Here is a 16,175-nt window from a genome sequence, read left to right on the forward strand (position 1 = left end):
TCACAGGAGTAGGATGTCAAATGGGTCACGTTCCGGGGCCCGTTCCGGCTTACTAAGCTGGAGGCTGCTAAAGAAAAGTAATGAAGGGATGTTGAAACTGTGGCGACGGAGCCGGGCGCCGGGGCGTCACCCCTGCTGGTGCTGCACAAGGTGGCGGAGATTCTCGACTGTTTTTCGGTCCAGGCTCCGGAACCGACATTGCAGCAGATCATCCGGATGACGGGCCTGCCGTCCAGCACCTGCCAGCGGCTTGTGCAGAACATGCTGCGGGAGGGGTTTCTGGACCGCGACGGCGACCGGTACCGGATCGGCATCGGGCTGGTCCGCTGGGCTACGCCGGGAACGTTCGGGCTGGACGTGGTGCGGCTGGTGAAGCCGGTCCTGCAGCAGCTGCGCGACGAGACCGGTGAAACGGCATGCCTGTATGTCCGGGACGGTGCGTTCCGGACCATCGTTGCCGTGGCCGAGACGCGCCATGTGGTGATGCGGCCGTTCATGGTGGGCATGGTTATGCCCCTGCATGCCGGAGCGCCGGGCAAGATTTTCCTGGCATTCGACCCCGAGTCGTGGGGCGCCCTGGACGAACACGGACTGGACCGCTTTACCCCCGACACGCCGGCCTCTTTGGAACTGCTCCGGCAGCAGGCGGCGGTGGCACGGGAGCAGGGGTTTTATGCGGCTTTCGGCGAACGGAACGAAGACGTGGGTTCCATCAGCGCACCCGTGTTCGACCACGCGGGGCGGCTCGCCTGCGCCGTAGGCCTGGGATTCCCGACCCAGCGGATTGGGCCCGCCGACGTCGACCGGCTCGGGCCCGTGGTGGCCCGCGCGGGCCTGGAAGCAAGCCTCGCGCTTGGGTATGACGGCAGCCATTCAGCTGGTTGACCCTGTCTCCAACCGGCCTACCGGCCTAGCGGCCGCGGCCCCCCGCACGTGCTGGAGCCACGGGCTGCCCCACGGGGGAAATGTAACGAAGTGGTAACATAAGGTGAATGCGCTCTAAGTCTGGTCAATCAAGAGTCACGCAGCTGGACGGCCTCAGGGGGCTCGCCGCCCTGGTTGTCGTTGCCTGCCACATGGTGTCGACGCTCCCCGGAATCGGGAGCGCCGTCAGTGGCAACCGGTCCGCGGATCTCACCACCGCTGAGACGTGGGCCGTCTTCTCTCCATTGCACGTCCTCTGGAACGGCACTCCGGCTGTCCACGTCTTTTTTGTGCTCTCCGGCTACGTCCTGGTCCTGCCGTTCACCCGGCCGGGTGCGGTCAGGAGCTGGGCGCAGTACTACGCCAAACGCTTTTTCCGCCTCTTCCTACCAGCCTGGGCGTCTTTAGCCTTGGCCGTTGCGTTGATTGCGATCATTCCCCGGTCAGCGTCGCCCCTGCAGAGCCCGTGGGCGGACATGTACGTGACCCACCCCAGCGCTGGCCAGGTTCTCAAGGACTCCCTGCTTTTGCTGAACGCGAGCACCATCAACACCCCGCTGTGGTCCCTCAAATGGGAAGTCGCGTTCTCCCTCCTGCTCCCGGCCTACGTCCTCCTCGCCCTCCGCTGGCGGCGCTTCTGGCACGTGAAAATCGGCATCGCGTTCCTGCTGGCGGTAGTGGGAGCCCTGATGGACCTGGACTGGCTGTCCTATCTGCCGATCTTCGCCATCGGGGCGATCCTAGGCACTGAACGTGAGCGGATCCGTGAGCTGACCCAGTCCTGGCCTCGCTTCGGCTGGTTCGTCGTGGCCGCCGCGGGCCTCTTCCTGGCCAACGCGGAATGGATCAGCCCCGAGCAGCCGATCCCCGGCGTCGAGGCCGCTGTTACGGCGGGCGCGACGCTGATCGTGTTACTGTTCGTGTCCTGCCGTTCGGCCAAGAGGCTCGGTGACGCGGCCGCGGTGCAATGGCTTGGACGCGTTTCCTTCAGCCTGTACCTAGTGCACCTTCCGATCATCCTGGCCGGCGTCACCTTGCTGCGCTCCGTCTCGCTTCCGCTGGCGCTCGCCGTCTCCGTGGCCGCCTCGTTCGTGGCGGCCGAACTGTTCTACCGCTACGTGGAACAACCCTCCCACCGGCTTTCGGTGGCCGCGGGGCGCGCGGTGGGCCGCCGGATCCGCAGCGCCGCCCGCCCGGAATCCCGCTACGGGCCACCCGTCCGGGCGATGGCGGAGGCGATGTCGGGACACCGCGGGTAGGGGCTCGGCTGGCTCACCAGGACGATGAGTACGGCTCGGCCCAAAGGGCCGCCGTCAGGGTGACGGCCTTGCACCACGCCTGGTACATCGCCTCCACCTCATCAGCGTCCGCGCCCTGCTCGGCGAGGAAAGGTCGGATCGTGACCGTCAACGGGACGATGAAAGCGATGATGTAGCGCAGGTTGATCTCGGACGCCGTCGAACCCACGCCGTCGGTGCGGTTCTTCTTCTCTGCCGTGTGGCGGAGGGCAATCTCATGCTGGTAGTCAAGCCACTGCTGATCCCGGTCGCGTGAACACGTGTCCTTGATCCACTGGGCGAATCTGGACCGCACGGCTTCAAGATAGTCCGGATTCGCCGTTCCGTCCGCACCGGCGAAACTGGCAATAAGGAAATCGTGGCTGCCAACAAAGCCGTACCAGACGTCGAGGATGCGATCCGTTTGAGGTCCAAGAATCTCGCCCGCCCGCCGCAGCGCGCTCGCGTCATCCTGGGTCCACAGGACAGCCGCTTCGAGCCGGGCGAGGTCTGCGAGGGACACGGGGCTCGGGGCGAGGGACTCGCTGCCGAAGGTGTAGCCGGGGATGGAAGGCATGATGCCACCTTTCGCAAGGAACCATTCCCATGAAAGCACTAGCCGGCACCGGCGTACAGAGGCCCTGCATAGGTCCTCTCAGCCGGAGCAGGGGAGCGCTGGCACCGGCCGCAAACGCCGACGGCGGGAACCACGTTTCGGTGGTTCCCGCCATCGGCAGTAGTTCTGTGGCTGTAGTTGAACTGTGACTGCGCCGGCGCCAGCCAGCGCCGCCGGGGTGGGCTACCGTGTGCGGTTCGTGCGGCCCTTGGTAAGGATCAGGGCCAGGGCCACCATGCCGACGCCGAGCAGCAGGTGCAGGACGTTGTCAAAGCCGTTCAGCGGCACGAAGTTCCCGGCCGAATCCTGGGGCACGACCAGCCCGTACACGAACAGGACGAGATAGATGATGCCGCCGTAGAGCAGGAAGGAACGTGCACCGGCCGCTGACCGGGCCAGCGCGAGGCCGGCGGCGCCGAAAAGCAGGTGGACGATGTTGTGCAGGGCCGAGACCTGGAAGAGGCCAAGCAGCAGGGCCTCGGAGTGGTGTCCCGCGAAGTGCAGCTGGTCGTAGTTGGCGGTGATTCCCGGCACGAAGCCCAGGACGCCGACCAGCAGGAACACGGCACCCACAACCATCGATGCCTTCTGGACGTTGGTGCGGGTTGCCCTGCCGGTGCTGGTGTGTGTTGCCATAGTGATCTCCTGGATGCGGTTTGAGTCTCCGGATCGGCCGGTTCACATTGCCCGCCGACCCAAAGGTGATGTCAGTTATTCGGGCGTTGCCGCATGTCGGATGGGTTATGGGCAAAAACTTCCGGAAATTACTCCGGACTTTTGGCGGGCGCACCCCCCCCGGGGGTCTTAAGCTGCAGCCGGCCGCCTGTGTTACGGGTGCCGGCAGGCACTATCTAGCCCGCCAAGAGTGAAGCAAAATGGCTGAATGAAAAAGGTCGTTATAGCGGGTTTGGCAGCCGTAACCTTGGGGTTCGGCGGAATCACCGTGGCAGTCCCGAGCAACGCGGCTGCCCCGTCATCACCCATCGCGGGGCAAATCATGGTCAAATTCCGCGACAATGGCTCGGCTGCCGGCGTGCTGCGCCAGCACGGCCTCAGGGAGGGCCCTGGTATCGGCAGCACCGGCGCTCAACTCATCAACGTACCGGCCGGCAGGGAAGTCCGGCTCATCGCAGCATTAAGCCGGAACCCCGCCGTCGAGTACGCCGAGCCGGACGAGCCGGTGACTGCCGCTACAACTGACGAGTACTTCCCGCGCCAGTACGCTCTGCAAAACAACGGCCAACCATTCACCAACACCGCCAGCACCTTGTCTGTAGCCGGGGGCACAGCGGACGCTGATGTGGACGCCGTCGAAGCGTGGAACGTCACGACGGGTACCGGCATCAAAGTCGCCGTGCTTGATTCAGGTGTCGCCAGCGACAACGGCGACATCACACAAAAGGTTGTTGCACGCGCCAACTTCAGCAATGGGAAACCCGGTGAAGACAACTATGGGCACGGCACGCACGTGGCCGGCATTGTCGCCGCCACCGCCAACAACACGATTGGCGTTGCCGGCGTGTGTCCGGGATGCACCATCCTGGACGGCAAGGTCCTCAATGACAGCGGCGTCGGGTCCAGCTCAGCCCTGGCGAACGGCATCAACTGGGCCGTCAGCAACGGTGCGAAGGTTATCAACATGAGCCTCGGAGTGCGGGCGTCACGCACCCTCGAAACTGCCGTCAACAACGCCTGGAGCAAGGGTGTGGTGCTGGTTGCCGCGGCAGGCAACGGCGGTGGCCAGACCAAGATCTACCCGGGCGCTTACCCCAACGTCATTGCCGTCGCCGCGACCGACAACACCGACGCCAAAGCATCGTTCTCAACCTACGGAGCCAGCTGGGTGGACGTCGCAGCACCCGGAGTCAACGTCTACTCCACGTTCCCGAACCACACGTTTGTCCTCGGGACGCAGAACAACCGCTCTTTCGGTTACGACGTCGGCAACGGCACCTCGATGTCCGCACCCATCGTCGCTGCCACTGCCGCGCTTGCCTGGAGCTCCCACACCGGCGCCACGAACACGTCCGTCCGGGCCAACGTCGAATCAACCGCCGACAAGATTTCCGGGACCGGCACCTACTGGAAACACGGCCGCGTGAACGCCAACAACGCTGTTAGGTAGCCGCGGCTTATGGCCTGTCGCCGATGCCCGGAGACAGCACGTTGAGGCCGGCGTCCACCGCGGCGGCCAGCAGTTCGGCGTCGTAGGCAATCAGGAAGTCTGCCTGCAGCCGGATGGCCGCCGCCAGATGGATGGCATCTGCGCTCCGCAAACCGCCGGGCAGGGCGGCCGCGTACATAAGGTCCGAGCGCGCCAGATCCACCAGGTTGATCCCACGGAGTACTGCATTGACCAGCCCGCCGGGCAGCCCGCGCCGGTGCGCAGCGCAATGAAGTTCCGTGTAGAGCAGCATGGACGCCACCGGCTTGTCACCGCGGGCCGCCGCTACCGAAAGGTACTCGGCAACAGCGGATGATTCCGTCTCCTCAGCACGAGTTTGAGGACAGCGGACGTGTCCATGTAGATGATCAACGGTCCCCGCGGAGGTCGGCCAGGATTTCGGCTGTGCCGGAGGCCTTCTGGATGCGCCGCAGCGACTCTACAGCTGCTTCGGATTAGGATCGCGCTATGGGGACAAACGAGGACGTGTTTGACGGGCAGCCCAGGGGTTTGCCGGAGCCGATATCGCGCGGCAGGGCGCTGTACCGGCCAGAACCGGGCCCCGCAATTGTCCGGCACCTGAAAGGCTATGCCCCGTTCGTGGACTTCTGCGCCGCGCAGGGAGTGCGGGCCGGGGAACTCGCGGCGGATCCTGAGCGGCTTATCTGGTTCCTGCGCAGGTTCGGCTCCCCGATTGCAGACGACAGTGCGCTCAGTGCCGCGGCGGCCGTCTTCGCCGGGAACACGATCGCCGGATTGCGACCGGACGCGGAGTGGACCGCCTACGAAGGAGCCCCCTCCACGGTGGGAAACCGGGAGAAGCGGTTCGAGACGGATCGGCTGCTAGAGGCGCTGCGCATCGCCGACGACGCTGCCGTCCGTGGGCTCGTCGCCACGTTGTTGGACTGGGCCCGGGAAGAGCCGGACGAGGCACCGCCAATGCGGCTCCCGATGTCCCCGGCGGCAGGACAGCCCCGTTATGTAAGGCCGGACCTGCCAGCCGCCACCTACTACTCCCGGAACGGGGAGCCCATTCCCTATGGCCGGCAGTGGGAAGAGGACGGACCCGACCCGGATTCCTACAGCGTGGACAGCCACCCCGAGCGCTTCGCCGGACTGCACGACGTCGCCCGCGCTCTGATCGGCCACCTTACGGCCGTGTACGACGTCGACGTCCAGACCGATCCGGCCCACGCGCGGGAGCTGCTGATGGAGCGGCAGGACGTGCGGCAGGCGGTCAAAGTCACCCCGCGGCGTCCAGGTGCGGCGGCCCTGACGTTTGTGCTGACCGGGTACCCGGGAGTTGTGGTGCACGCCGGAGTGCTGCACGACTTCCCGTTCCCGGTCTGTGGCTGCGATGCCTGCGACGAGACGGTGGAGACAACGGCGGACCGGCTGGAAAGGCTGGTGCTTTCGGTCGCGGCCGGCGGATACAGCGAACGCTACCCGGTGGGCCGCAAACGGTGGAGTGAATATGCCCTGACCGCGTTCGACGGGTCCGGTTCAGAAAGCGGCCAGGGCGAACCCGCCCCAACCAGCGTCGCCCGCCTGCACGACGCCGAAATCCGGCTGCGGGAGGCGCCCGGCGGATGGAGTCCCTGGCCGTTGCTCGGGAGTTGATGCGTCAGGCCTGGCTGAAGCGGACCATGTTGCCGGACGGGTCGCGGAAGGCGCAGTCGCGCGGGCCCCACGGCTGGACGATGGGTTCCTGGAGGACCTCCGCGCCGGAAGCCCGAACCGCTTCGAACGTGGCGTCCAGATCATCCGTGCGGAACACGAGGATGGGGAGGGCGCCCTTGACGAGCAGTTGCTGGAGGGCGTCGCCGTCGTCCTGGGAGCGGCCGGCGTGCGGGACGGACAGCACCAGCTCCAGATCCGGCTGGGCAGCGCTGCCGAGGGTGACCCAGCGCTGCCCGTCCGAGCCGACGTCGTTGCGCACCTCCAGGCCGAGCACGTCCCGGTAGAACGCGAGCGACTCGTCGAGGTCGTTGACGGTGATTTGTGAGTACTGCAGTGAGATGTTCATGCCTTCCACGCTATTGCAGCGGCTGCGGGGGCGCTTCTTCAATCCTGCTCGGCTTGCGGGCGGGCCGTGTGCGCGTCCGGGCAATGCACGAGGGCATGGCCTTGACGGCGTCGTGCTGCCTGGAACGGTACTCGCTGGGCGGCATGCCGACGATCTCGGTGAACCGGGAGCTGAACGATCCCAGCGACGTACAGCCGACCTCCATGCAGGCATCCGTCACGCTGGCGCCGGCCCGCAGCAACGCCATGGCGCGTTCAATCCGCCGGGTCATGAGGTGGTTGTAGGGCGTCTCGCCGTAGGCCGCTTTGAACTGGCGGGAGAAGTGCGCCGGGGACATGAGGGCGCCTGCGGCCATGGTGGGCACATCCAGTGGCCGGGCGTAGTCGCGGTCGATCAGGTCCCGCGCCCGGCGGAGATGCGTCAGGTTGGCCACCTCCTGCGGTGTCATGCCGCCATTCTAGAGCCGGAGACCTCCCGCGGGGAGGTCCTTCACGGGGCGGCCGGGGCAGCCCCGCAACCGGCGTGGTAATCCGTCCCGGAAATCTCCTGTAGGGTTGATCCTGTTGTTGTGTTTATGCAGTTCGTAGTTCAGGCAGTACGCAAGGTTGAAAGACCTTGTTCTTCTGAAGCAGCGGTTTTGAGCACCCCACACCGGAGGACCCGAAAGTCGGGACTTTTCCTCCACCTTCACGAAGGACAAAAAATAATGGCTACTGGTACCGTCAAATGGTTTAACGCTGAAAAGGGCTTCGGCTTCATTTCCCCCGATGACTCCTCACAGGACGTCTTCGCACACTACTCCGCGATCGCCTCTTCCGGCTTCCGCTCCCTCGAAGAGAACCAGAAGGTCTCCTTCGAAACCGAGCAGGGCCCCAAGGGTCCCCAGGCCGTAAACATCCAGGCTCTCTAAGACTTAGCTTCCAGCTAACTCTTCTGAGTCCGGAACCTTACAGGTTTCGAGCAGGGTCCGTCATTGACGGGCCCTGCTTTTGTTTAACCCAGGTGTGCCGGCTCGGGCCCACTCAGCTGGCGGCTCGCATGCCACCTGGCGATGCGCAAAGGTCCCGTCGCTACGGGAATTCCAGTAGCGACAGGCATTTTGCGCGTCGTGGGGCAGTTGCGCCACGCCGGACCGCTCAAGCACCGTGCCGCTGGGTCAGGAACGCCGTCAGTGCAGGGTTGTCGATCTCCTTGGCCAGCCACGACACCGCCTGCGCGGCGGCGTCGTTCCCGAGCACCGCCCGGTGCGACTGGGCCCGCACCACAAACTCCCGCATGCCGCTGCGGCTGGCCAGCGCCGCCAGCCGGTCCGCGAACTCCGACGCCCGCTGCGACCCCGTGGCGAGCGCGACCTCCGCAGCAGCATCCAGCAGCCGGGCCGAATACCAGAGGTACCACGGCTTCGGTTCCATGCCCCGGCCGATCCAGTGTTCGGCGGCGGCCAAATCCCCGCGGGCCAGGAACAGCCGGGCTTCGGCGCCTGCTGCCAGCGCCATATAGCAGTGGTCGCCGGCGAGTTCGGCCATCACCCAGGAACGGTCGATCAGGGCCTCGGCGTCCTCCAGCCGGCCCGCGGCAAGGTAGGTCTCGCCGCGGACGCCGTCGACAAACGGTTCGAACGCCGTCCAGTGCTCCGCCTTAACGCCTTCCTGCGCCTGATCCAAAGATGCCGCCGCCGGTCCCAGCTCACCCCTGAGCAGATGCACACGGCCCAACAACGCTGCGCTGAACGCCTGTTGCCGGCGGTTCCGCACCGCCTCCGCGAGCCTTCCGGATTCGGTAAGGGCCGTCACCGCGTCCTCGTAGTGCGCGGTGTCCGAGGCCAGCATGCCCTGGATCGCCAGGATCCGCGCCTGTTCGTCCGGGATTCCCTGCGCGGCCTGCATCGCCCGGTCCAGCCAGCCGGCCGCGCGGTCCGGGACCCCGCGCTGGACGGAAAGATAGCCCAACTCGCGCAAGGCCGCGGCGGCGGTCCGGGAGACGCCGTCGGCCGCCTCGGCGGACAGCGCACGGTGCAGGAAATCGGCAACCTCGGCGCCGCGGCCGCCCGCCTGATGGATCAGGGCCCCGGACAGCGTCACCAGCGACTCGGCGATGAGGTGACGGTCACCTTGGCGCTGAGCCAGCACGACGGCGAGTCGCAGCTGATCGAGCCCGCGGTCGACGGCGCCTGCCGAAAGTGAGGCGCTGCCGGCGTCGAGGTAGGACCGTACTGTGGCCAGGGTCGCGGGGATCCCTGGGTCCGCGGCCGGACCCGACGCTGCGAGGGCCCGCCGGACCTCCGCGGGCAGTGGCAGGCCGAGCTCCCGGTGGTAGAGGTCCTCGAACTTGCTGACCTGCTCGCGGGCCCGCCGGTGCTCGCCTGCCGCCACGAGCGCCTTCACCAGGACCGCGGCGCAGTCGGCGTTGAAGGGGTCCCGGCGCAGCGCCTGCGAACTCAGCTCCACCGCGTCCCCGGGAGCGCCCGAGGCCAAGGCCGCCAGCGCGGCTTCGTAGAGCAGCCCCTGCACGCAGTTCTCGAGCCGGTACCGCTGGTCCGCCAGCCAGGAGTCGAAGACGGGGCTGTCCGCAAAGACGAGCCCCTCCAGCAACTGGCCGCTGACCCTGTGCGGATCGAGGCCGCCGTTGCCGGCCGGTCCGACAAGCTCCAGCGCATCGCAGCGCCAGGGCGGAACCAGCTCCAGCCGCAAGGGATCGCCGGTGATGGAAACGCCGCCAAGGGTCCGGCGCAGCTCGGACAGGTTCCAGCGCAGCGCGCCCAGCGGATCCGCGGCGTCGGGAAACAACAGCGCGGCGGTGCGGGAGCGCCCGGTGCCCTCCGGCTGCAGGGCGAGGTACGCCAGCACCGCCCAGGCCTTGCGGCCTCTGGGCTGCGGGGGAGCGGTGCCAGGGGACTCGATCGCAGGCGGACCGAGGAGCCGGATCCACGTCTCGGCCATACCGGTCATGTTACGCCGGGGACTGACGGCGTCGCCGCTCCACCGGGCACTGTCGGCGGGAGACGCCAGTGCTTTAGCGCCGCGGCGGGGTCTTCGCGGCGTGAGGTGTCGTCGAAGAGGCTGGGCGTCCAAGTTCTCCGCCGATGGATGTAGCCCATCCGTTCTTGGTGAGCGAATTCAGGGCTTGAGCCGAGAATTCGTCCGCCATGGCTGCGTCGCGTACCCAGCTGGTGGCCAAAGCGGCAAGGAAGAGATCCCGTCCCCGCACTTCGTGACGTGCGCTGCCCTCTTGTTGGGCAGCCAGCAGGAACTCATCGGTCGTGGTGATGTATCCCTGGCATGTGATGCCCAGCGGGGAGGACTGCGAGCTGGTCGCGGCGCGGAGCGGCTCAGGCAACCCATCGAACGCGCCTGCCCACTCGATCAGGGCGGTGAGCCAATCTTCAAGGCCGCTCGCAGCGTCTGCCGTTCCTGCCCGGATGGCATTCCGTCGCGACACAAGCTCCTCGTCGCGCGCGGTGAGCAGGGCAGCGAGCAGTGCCTCCCGGTTGGGGAAGTGACGGTACAAGGTTCCTGCGCCGACTCCAGCCTTCTTGGCAATCGCGTCGAGCGACCCCGCGACGCCGTGCTCGGAAAAATATTGAGCGGCGGTGTCGAGGATGTGGTCCCTGTTGCGCTGGGCGTCAGCCCGCGGACTGCGGCCTTGACCTATAGGCGGTGTGGACATGGATTCACCCTCACATTGACAAAGCGGAGACAGCCTCCGTATGGTTTCTTCCTAAGAGGAGACTATCTCCTTTTAGTTTCCCTGTCATTTGCCTAGCGTTTTGGTGCGGCACCCCTTCCCGTTGATTGCAGCTAAAGGATCCCCTCATGTCCCCTTCCCCTGACACCCAGATGCTCCTGGCATTGCAGGTAGCCAATGGTTACGGCTCTCAGCCCGGTGCGTGGCGCATGCCCGGGGTCGATCCCTCAAGCTACGTCGACATGGATGTTCTGGTCCGCTACGCCCAGGCAGCGGAACGGGGAAAAATCCAGCTGATCTTCTTGGCGGACACCCCTGTTCTGGACGTGGATCTTGAGCGTGAGGCGCCCCATCACGCCATCGATCCGCTCGTGGTCCTCACCTCGATGGCACGGGGGACGCAGCGGATTGGTCTTGTCGCTACGAGTTCGACAACGCTGAATGAGCCGTTCACCATTGCCCGCCAGTTCAAGGCACTTGATGTGGCGAGCCACGGCCGCGCCGGCTGGAACGCGGTTCCCACCTCACACCCTGCTGCGGCGGCTAATTACGGGATCACTTTGCCGCCCCGGGGGCAGAAGTACGAGCGCGCCCACGAGGTCATCCAGGTTGTCCAGGGGCTTTGGGGCAGTTGGGGTGTTGACGCCTGGATCCGTGACGTTGAGGGGAAAAGGTTCGCCGACATGTCCCAGATCCAGCCGGTGAATCTGCGTGGCCGTTATGTCTCCGCGGCAGGGCCGCTGCCCATTCCGCCGTCGGAGCAGGGTCAGCCGGTCATTTTTCAGGCCGGCGGCGGGACTCAGGGGATGGAGGTCGCTGCCCGCTACGCCACCGGTGTGTACGCGAATCCGTTCACTATCGAAGAAGGGCGTGCGCAGCGCAACGCCCTGCGTTCAGCCGCTGAACGCGTGGGCCGGGACCCTGATGAGGTGAAGCTTTTCGCGGGATTCATGCCCAGCATCGCCGGATCCCGACGCGCGGCTCTTGACCGGCGGCAGAAGCTTGACGAGTCGGTCGACCTGGATCAACGGGTCCGGTATCTGGGGTCAATGATCGGCCTGGCCCTTTCGCCCGCCCAGCTCGACGAGCCACTCACCCCGCAACAGCAAGCCGAGGCGCGTCCGAACCCGGGAGACGCCCGGGCCCGCCACGCACTCGAGGTGGCGCGGGAGGGCTGGACCCTGCGGGATGTGCTTGCACACGGAGTCATCGACTATCACCCCGTCGTGCCAGGCCCCGCCGCTGACGTCGCCGATCACATGCAGGAATGGTTCGAAGCCGGAGCCTGCGACGGGTTCTCCCTGGCCATCGATGTTTACGTCGACGGAATCGACGCATTCGTTGACCAGGTTGTTCCGCTGCTGCAGGAACGGGGCCTGTTCCACAGCGACTACGAGGGCACCACCCTCCGCAGTCATCTCGGCGCCCCTGCGCAGTATGGCCCGGACCCGAGGCTTTCCTGATTTTCCCAGTTCCCCTCCACTCACCCTGTGTTGGCAACACGAGCAGAACAACGTCCCAGAACGGGACCAATCAAAATCAATGAAAGGAATCACATGAAAATTGGCATCCTCGGAGCCGGATCCATCGGTGCGACTATGGCCCGTAAACTCAGTGGCGCAGGACACGAGGTCAAAGTCGCCAATTCACGCGGCCCGGAGACCATCGCCCCCGAAATCGTGGCGTCTGGTGCCAGGGCAGTCGAAGCCACCGACGTCATCGCCGACATCGACACCCTCATCATCTCCGTACCCTTGAGCCGTATCCCCGCGCTGAAGGACCTCATCGCTGACGTTCCGGAGAACGTGGTCGTCATCGATACCTCGAACTACTACCCCATGCGCGACGGGCAGGTGCAGGCACTCGATGAAGGCCAGGTCGAAAGCGTATGGATCACTGAACAACTCGGCCGCCCAGTGGCAAAGGCGTGGAATGCAATCTTGGCGGAATCTTTCCAGACCAAAGGCACAGCCGCAGGAGATCCCAACCGTATCGCCATTCCCGTCGCCGCAGATCGGGAGCTAGACAGGAAAGTGGCAATGACTCTGGTGGAAGACACCGGCTTCGATGCCGTCGACACCGGCTCGCTTGCCGATTCATGGCGTCAGCAGCCCGGAGCGCCCACGTACTGCACCGACCTCACTGAGCACCAAATCCCCCCAGCCCTTAACTCCGCCAAGAAAGACCTCATTCCGCAGCGCAGGGATTTTGCGATGGCCGCCATCATGGAAAAAATCGAGGCAGGCGTGACCCTCAGCTCGGCTGATCTCGTCGATCTCAACCGATCGATCTACAGCTGACCGCACCCATCAGTCCGATCCGATTTCCGTGTTCGGCAGTCGGCCACTGGGGCCGCTGGTGGTGGATGTACTTCCCCGACCACACGGAGGAATCGCGCTCAGCGCCTCTTCTCGTACCTGGTCAGGACCACGCCGCCGGGAAACGTCCGCGTCTCCACCAGGTCCAGGTTCACCCAACTGTCCAGCGCGGTAAAGAACGGTGTGCCGCCGCCCACCAGGACCGGATGGGTGGCCAGCATGTACTCGTCGATCAGCCCGGCCCGCATAGCCGCCGCGGCGAGCGTTGCGCCGCCGACGCTCATCGGGCCGCCGTCCTCGGCCTTGAGCCGAGTGATCTCGGCGATCGCGTCGCCGGTGACCAGGCGGGTGTTCCAGTCGACCTTGTCGATCGTCGAGGAGAACACCACCTTCGGCGTGTCCCGCCAGTTCCGCGCGAACTCGATCTCCGCCGGGGTGGCGTTGGGCTGCTGGTCGCCGGTCGGCCAGTAGGAGCTCATTGTCTCCCAGAGCTTGCGCCCGTACAGCGATAGGCCGCTTGCCCGCTCCTGGTCGAGCCACCACTGGAACAGTTCGTCGCTCGGCCCGCTCCAGCCAATGTCGTCGCCGGGCGCAGCGATGTAGCCGTCCAGGGTCAGGTTCATGCCGTAGATCAGTTTCCGCATGGCGCCAGCCTTCCGTCAGTCGGTCTCCAGAGTATAGACCGGCGCGGTGCGGGAAACTCATGGGTGCGGCCGAGGACCCCGGCTGCCCTGGCGAGGCTGTGCGGTCACAAAAGCCGCCAAAGGGCCACCAAAGTCCGGCCCCTTTGGAGCTTCACACGCTTGCTCACACGGCCGCTGAAGACACTGGATTCATCCAATCCACCCACCATCTAAGGTGAATCAACAATGGAAGTACTGGCTGTCCTGCTTGCCGGAACAATGCTCTTCGTAGTCCCAAGGACGCTCATCACCGTCCTGAGGGACGGCCGGGGCCACACCCCGGACGTGCGGTCCGAGGAACCCTGGCAGGCCGGCGACCTGCCCAGCGAACCGTACTCGATGGCGTCCAGGATCCTCCCGCTGGCTTTGTGGCTGCGTTAGACCCGCTGGCAGCCCTCGCCGAGTCTGGACACATCAAAGGGGCGGTGGGAATCTGGACCCATGCGCCATCGGCGAGGGAGGCTGGTAGCAGGTCATGGATGACACATCGGATACGCGGCAATTGCTTTCCAACCGGATCGAACAAAAACAACAGGCAGTCCGGTCCTATCTGGGACGGGAGCGCCCCAAACGGAACAAGCTGTCCAACATCAGCGTCGTCGGGAGTGCCCTGGCCGCCATGCTCACCGCCGGTCCAGCATTCGGGGGCACCGGTTTCACCCAGGCACTCCAGGGGGTCTTTTCCCTGGGTGATGACTCGATCGTTTGGCGCGTCCTGTGCCTCGGGGCCGTGCTGCTGTCCGTCGCCGCCGCATTGGCCACGAACTTCGCCAATTCGCACTCGATTGCGGACCGGGTGAGCGCGGCGGAGACCGCCAACGCGCAACTGGAGGGGCTGCGGGACACCTTGAGTTTCGGCCGCATCGACACCGACGAGGCGCTGAAGCTGTACCAGCAATATGTGGCCCAGGTGGCGTTCGTCGACGAAGTGCCCGCGCGCTAGTAACGTCCGGTGCGGGGCTTTGGTGCCTCGGCTACTGGCCCTTCGGGATGATGATCCAGAGCGCGATGTAGACCAGCTCCCCGACGCCGAACAGGCCGAAGAGTACGAAGCCGATGCGGACCAGCGTCCTGGAGATGCCGAAGCGGTCGGCGAGGGCTGCGCAGACCCCCGCGATGACCTTGCCGTTCCTGGGTCGAACCATTGATCGTTCCATCCAGTCACGGTAGCAGTGTGCTCCCGACAAGAGAACAGCACGACAAAGCGGGCTCTGCCCCATGCAGCACGGTGGCCGCGCGGGGAGGAGCCCGCCTGTGTTAAATCGCCGAAATGGGTGCGGGCCCGCCTATGGCGTGGGGTTGCCGCCGTTAACGTTGAGGGTTTCGCCCACCACGTAGCTGGACTCCGCCGACGCCAGGAACACGTAGGCCGGGGCCAGCTCGGCCGGTTGACCGGCCCGGCCCAGGGGAGTGCTCTTGCCAAATTCGGGCAGCGCCTCCTTGGGCTGGCCGCTGCTGACCTGCAGCGGTGTCCAGATCGGCCCGGGCGCGACGGCGTTGACGCGGATGCCCTTGGGCGCCAGCTGCTGGGCCAGGCCCTTGGTGAAGTTGTTGATGGCTGCCTTCGTGGTGGCGTAGTCCACCAGGGTCTCCGACGGGCTGTACGCCTGGATGGAGGTGGTGTTGATGATGGTGGAACCCGCCGGCAGATGCGGGACGGCGGCCTTGGTCAGCCAGAACATGGCATAGACGTTGGTCTTCAGCGTGTGGTCGAACTGCTCGTCGCTGATCTGTTCGATGTCCTCCTGGGCCACTTGCTTGCCGGCGTTGTTCACCAGGAGGTCCAGGCCCCCGAGCTCGCGCAGGGCAATCTCCACCAGCTCCCGGCACATCGCCGCATCCTTCAGGTCGCCGGGAGCCTTGACGGCCTTGCGGCCGGCCTTTTCGATCAGGTTGGCGATCCGGGCGGCGTCCTCTTCCTCCTCCGGCAGGTAGGAGAGTACGACGTCGGCCCCCTCACGGGCGAAGGCGATGGCCGTGGCGGCGCCGATGCCGGAGTCCGCGCCGGTGACGATGGCCTTGCGGCCCTCCAGCCGGCCGGTGCCGCGGTAGGTGTCTTCGCCGAGGTCCGCCTTGGGCGTCAGCTTCGCGTCCAGCCCGGGCTCCGGCTGGTGCTGCTTGGGAGGTTCGATGTGGTCGTACGCGGTTACCGGGTTCTTGAACGTGTACTGGTCAGTCATGGTGCTCCTCCGATGGTTGGTCTGCATACGGACGGCATGCTAAGCATGCTTATCTTCCAGCCTAGCGAGCGCGGCCGTAGTGGCGCAACGGACGCCTCCCAGCCGCCAACCGCGGGCGTTCGACACGCTAAACCACCGGGCTCTAGCAAGGTAACCAAAATGGAGTTACCTGGCCGTGTCCCTTCGCAGGCGGCCCCGCCTACGACCTCCGCGTCTCCCTCCAGAGCGCCGAACCCGAGATCTGGCTGCAGCTGCTGGTGCCGATGACCATCACAGTCACGGACACAGAGGTTTCGAGGCAGC

Annotated in this window: 19 protein-coding genes; 9 read left to right on the forward strand and 10 right to left on the reverse strand. The window is 65.7% G+C overall.

The features are described 5' to 3' along the window. The first annotated feature begins 99 nt into the window (after window positions 1-99). Both OM977_RS04865 and OM977_RS04870 read left to right on the forward strand, forming a co-directional pair. The gene (locus OM977_RS04865) at window positions 100-885 is read left to right on the forward strand and encodes an IclR family transcriptional regulator (RefSeq protein ID WP_264356410.1); all 786 of its coding nucleotides are present in this window, start codon (window positions 100-102) and stop codon (window positions 883-885) included. A gap of 107 nt (window positions 886-992) precedes the next feature. Beyond that, on the forward strand, window positions 993-2,183 hold the full coding sequence (locus tag OM977_RS04870; protein WP_264356411.1) for an acyltransferase family protein: 1,191 nt from the start codon (window positions 993-995) through the stop codon (window positions 2,181-2,183). 13 nt (window positions 2,184-2,196) lie between these two features. Here OM977_RS04870 and OM977_RS04875 read toward each other — a convergent pair whose 3' ends face one another. Beyond that, window positions 2,197-2,778, reverse strand: coding sequence for a protoglobin domain-containing protein (locus OM977_RS04875; protein ID WP_264356412.1), 582 nt, complete (start codon window positions 2,776-2,778; stop codon window positions 2,197-2,199). A gap of 222 nt (window positions 2,779-3,000) precedes the next feature. Beyond that, window positions 3,001-3,453 (reverse strand): DUF4383 domain-containing protein, encoded by a 453-nt coding sequence (locus tag OM977_RS04880; RefSeq protein ID WP_264356413.1) that lies wholly within the window; start codon window positions 3,451-3,453, stop codon window positions 3,001-3,003. Window positions 3,454-3,700: 247 nt separating this feature from the next. Between OM977_RS04880 and OM977_RS04885 the strand changes: the two genes are divergently transcribed. Continuing rightward, entirely contained in the window at window positions 3,701-4,942 is a 1,242-nt protein-coding gene (locus tag OM977_RS04885; RefSeq protein WP_264356414.1) for a S8 family serine peptidase, read from the forward strand. Window positions 4,943-4,949: 7 nt separating this feature from the next. On the opposite strand, the gene OM977_RS04890 is transcribed toward OM977_RS04885, so the two are convergent. Next, window positions 4,950-5,234, reverse strand: coding sequence for a hypothetical protein (locus tag OM977_RS04890; RefSeq protein ID WP_264356415.1), 285 nt, complete (start codon window positions 5,232-5,234; stop codon window positions 4,950-4,952). 215 nt (window positions 5,235-5,449) lie between these two features. Between OM977_RS04890 and OM977_RS04895 the strand changes: the two genes are divergently transcribed. Then, the gene (locus OM977_RS04895; protein ID WP_264356416.1) at window positions 5,450-6,601 is read left to right on the forward strand and encodes a DUF6226 family protein; all 1,152 of its coding nucleotides are present in this window, start codon (window positions 5,450-5,452) and stop codon (window positions 6,599-6,601) included. Between the two features lie 4 nt (window positions 6,602-6,605). Here OM977_RS04895 and OM977_RS04900 read toward each other — a convergent pair whose 3' ends face one another. Together OM977_RS04900 and OM977_RS04905 are read right to left on the reverse strand one after the other, a co-directional pair. Continuing rightward, the gene (locus tag OM977_RS04900) at window positions 6,606-7,007 is read right to left on the reverse strand and encodes a VOC family protein (protein WP_264356417.1); all 402 of its coding nucleotides are present in this window, start codon (window positions 7,005-7,007) and stop codon (window positions 6,606-6,608) included. A gap of 10 nt (window positions 7,008-7,017) precedes the next feature. After that, window positions 7,018-7,455, reverse strand: coding sequence for a helix-turn-helix transcriptional regulator (locus tag OM977_RS04905; RefSeq protein ID WP_264356418.1), 438 nt, complete (start codon window positions 7,453-7,455; stop codon window positions 7,018-7,020). 258 nt (window positions 7,456-7,713) lie between these two features. On the opposite strand from OM977_RS04905, the gene OM977_RS04910 reads away from it, so the two are divergent. Further along, complete coding sequence (locus OM977_RS04910) at window positions 7,714-7,917, forward strand: cold-shock protein (RefSeq protein ID WP_024365339.1); 204 nt, start codon at window positions 7,714-7,716, stop codon at window positions 7,915-7,917. Window positions 7,918-8,143: 226 nt separating this feature from the next. Here OM977_RS04910 and OM977_RS04915 read toward each other — a convergent pair whose 3' ends face one another. Continuing rightward, window positions 8,144-9,946, reverse strand: a complete 1,803-nt coding sequence (locus OM977_RS04915; protein WP_264356419.1) for a tetratricopeptide repeat protein — start codon at window positions 9,944-9,946, stop codon at window positions 8,144-8,146. Window positions 9,947-10,019: 73 nt separating this feature from the next. Next, window positions 10,020-10,673, reverse strand: a complete 654-nt coding sequence (locus OM977_RS04920; RefSeq protein WP_264356420.1) for a TetR/AcrR family transcriptional regulator — start codon at window positions 10,671-10,673, stop codon at window positions 10,020-10,022. 146 nt (window positions 10,674-10,819) lie between these two features. Between OM977_RS04920 and OM977_RS04925 the strand changes: the two genes are divergently transcribed. Both OM977_RS04925 and OM977_RS04930 read left to right on the forward strand, forming a co-directional pair. Further along, window positions 10,820-12,154 carry an NtaA/DmoA family FMN-dependent monooxygenase gene (locus tag OM977_RS04925; RefSeq protein WP_264356421.1) on the forward strand — a complete coding sequence of 445 codons (1,335 nt, stop codon included), beginning with the start codon at window positions 10,820-10,822 and terminating at the stop codon, window positions 12,152-12,154. Window positions 12,155-12,247: 93 nt separating this feature from the next. Continuing rightward, complete coding sequence (locus OM977_RS04930; protein ID WP_264356422.1) at window positions 12,248-12,991, forward strand: NADPH-dependent F420 reductase; 744 nt, start codon at window positions 12,248-12,250, stop codon at window positions 12,989-12,991. Between the two features lie 98 nt (window positions 12,992-13,089). Here the strand turns inward: OM977_RS04930 and OM977_RS04935 are convergent, their stop codons facing one another. Then, window positions 13,090-13,653, reverse strand: coding sequence for a dihydrofolate reductase family protein (locus OM977_RS04935; protein WP_264356423.1), 564 nt, complete (start codon window positions 13,651-13,653; stop codon window positions 13,090-13,092). 225 nt (window positions 13,654-13,878) lie between these two features. Between OM977_RS04935 and OM977_RS04940 the strand changes: the two genes are divergently transcribed. Continuing rightward, a complete protein-coding gene (locus OM977_RS04940; RefSeq protein WP_264356424.1) occupies window positions 13,879-14,073 on the forward strand; it encodes a hypothetical protein in 195 nt (64 codons plus the stop codon). Between the two features lie 94 nt (window positions 14,074-14,167). Then, the gene (locus OM977_RS04945; RefSeq protein ID WP_264356425.1) at window positions 14,168-14,635 is read left to right on the forward strand and encodes a hypothetical protein; all 468 of its coding nucleotides are present in this window, start codon (window positions 14,168-14,170) and stop codon (window positions 14,633-14,635) included. A 31-nt stretch (window positions 14,636-14,666) separates the two neighbouring features. Here the strand turns inward: OM977_RS04945 and OM977_RS04950 are convergent, their stop codons facing one another. After that, window positions 14,667-14,837, reverse strand: a complete 171-nt coding sequence (locus tag OM977_RS04950) for a PspC domain-containing protein (RefSeq protein WP_264356426.1) — start codon at window positions 14,835-14,837, stop codon at window positions 14,667-14,669. A gap of 141 nt (window positions 14,838-14,978) precedes the next feature. After that, window positions 14,979-15,872, reverse strand: coding sequence for a glucose 1-dehydrogenase (locus OM977_RS04955; RefSeq protein WP_264356427.1), 894 nt, complete (start codon window positions 15,870-15,872; stop codon window positions 14,979-14,981). Window positions 15,873-16,175: the final 303 nt, after the last annotated feature.

The sequence above is a fragment of the Pseudarthrobacter sp. MM222 genome, assembly GCF_947090775.1.
In the GTDB taxonomy this organism is placed as follows: domain Bacteria; phylum Actinomycetota; class Actinomycetes; order Actinomycetales; family Micrococcaceae; genus Arthrobacter.

What these genes read in the sequence shown, in the direction of transcription:
- OM977_RS04890 (WP_264356415.1), bottom strand. Translation starts at nt 5,234, where the DNA reads ATGCTGCTCTACACGGAACTTCATTGCGCTGCGCACCGGCGCGGGCTG.
- OM977_RS04920 (WP_264356420.1), bottom strand. Translation starts at nt 10,673, where the DNA reads ATGTCCACACCGCCTATAGGTCAAGGCCGCAGTCCGCGGGCTGACGCC.
- OM977_RS04940 (WP_264356424.1), top strand. Translation starts at nt 13,879, where the DNA reads ATGGAAGTACTGGCTGTCCTGCTTGCCGGAACAATGCTCTTCGTAGTC.
- OM977_RS04925 (WP_264356421.1), top strand. Translation starts at nt 10,820, where the DNA reads ATGTCCCCTTCCCCTGACACCCAGATGCTCCTGGCATTGCAGGTAGCC.
- OM977_RS04930 (WP_264356422.1), top strand. Translation starts at nt 12,248, where the DNA reads ATGAAAATTGGCATCCTCGGAGCCGGATCCATCGGTGCGACTATGGCC.
- OM977_RS04870 (WP_264356411.1), top strand. Translation starts at nt 993, where the DNA reads ATGCGCTCTAAGTCTGGTCAATCAAGAGTCACGCAGCTGGACGGCCTC.
- OM977_RS04895 (WP_264356416.1), top strand. Translation starts at nt 5,450, where the DNA reads ATGGGGACAAACGAGGACGTGTTTGACGGGCAGCCCAGGGGTTTGCCG.
- OM977_RS04945 (WP_264356425.1), top strand. Translation starts at nt 14,168, where the DNA reads ATGGATGACACATCGGATACGCGGCAATTGCTTTCCAACCGGATCGAA.
- OM977_RS04885 (WP_264356414.1), top strand. Translation starts at nt 3,701, where the DNA reads ATGAAAAAGGTCGTTATAGCGGGTTTGGCAGCCGTAACCTTGGGGTTC.
- OM977_RS04955 (WP_264356427.1), bottom strand. Translation starts at nt 15,872, where the DNA reads ATGACTGACCAGTACACGTTCAAGAACCCGGTAACCGCGTACGACCAC.
- OM977_RS04905 (WP_264356418.1), bottom strand. Translation starts at nt 7,455, where the DNA reads ATGACACCGCAGGAGGTGGCCAACCTGACGCATCTCCGCCGGGCGCGG.
- OM977_RS04900 (WP_264356417.1), bottom strand. Translation starts at nt 7,007, where the DNA reads ATGAACATCTCACTGCAGTACTCACAAATCACCGTCAACGACCTCGAC.
- OM977_RS04880 (WP_264356413.1), bottom strand. Translation starts at nt 3,453, where the DNA reads ATGGCAACACACACCAGCACCGGCAGGGCAACCCGCACCAACGTCCAG.
- OM977_RS04915 (WP_264356419.1), bottom strand. Translation starts at nt 9,946, where the DNA reads ATGGCCGAGACGTGGATCCGGCTCCTCGGTCCGCCTGCGATCGAGTCC.
- OM977_RS04935 (WP_264356423.1), bottom strand. Translation starts at nt 13,653, where the DNA reads ATGCGGAAACTGATCTACGGCATGAACCTGACCCTGGACGGCTACATC.
- OM977_RS04875 (WP_264356412.1), bottom strand. Translation starts at nt 2,778, where the DNA reads ATGCCTTCCATCCCCGGCTACACCTTCGGCAGCGAGTCCCTCGCCCCG.
- OM977_RS04950 (WP_264356426.1), bottom strand. Translation starts at nt 14,837, where the DNA reads ATGGTTCGACCCAGGAACGGCAAGGTCATCGCGGGGGTCTGCGCAGCC.
- OM977_RS04910 (WP_024365339.1), top strand. Translation starts at nt 7,714, where the DNA reads ATGGCTACTGGTACCGTCAAATGGTTTAACGCTGAAAAGGGCTTCGGC.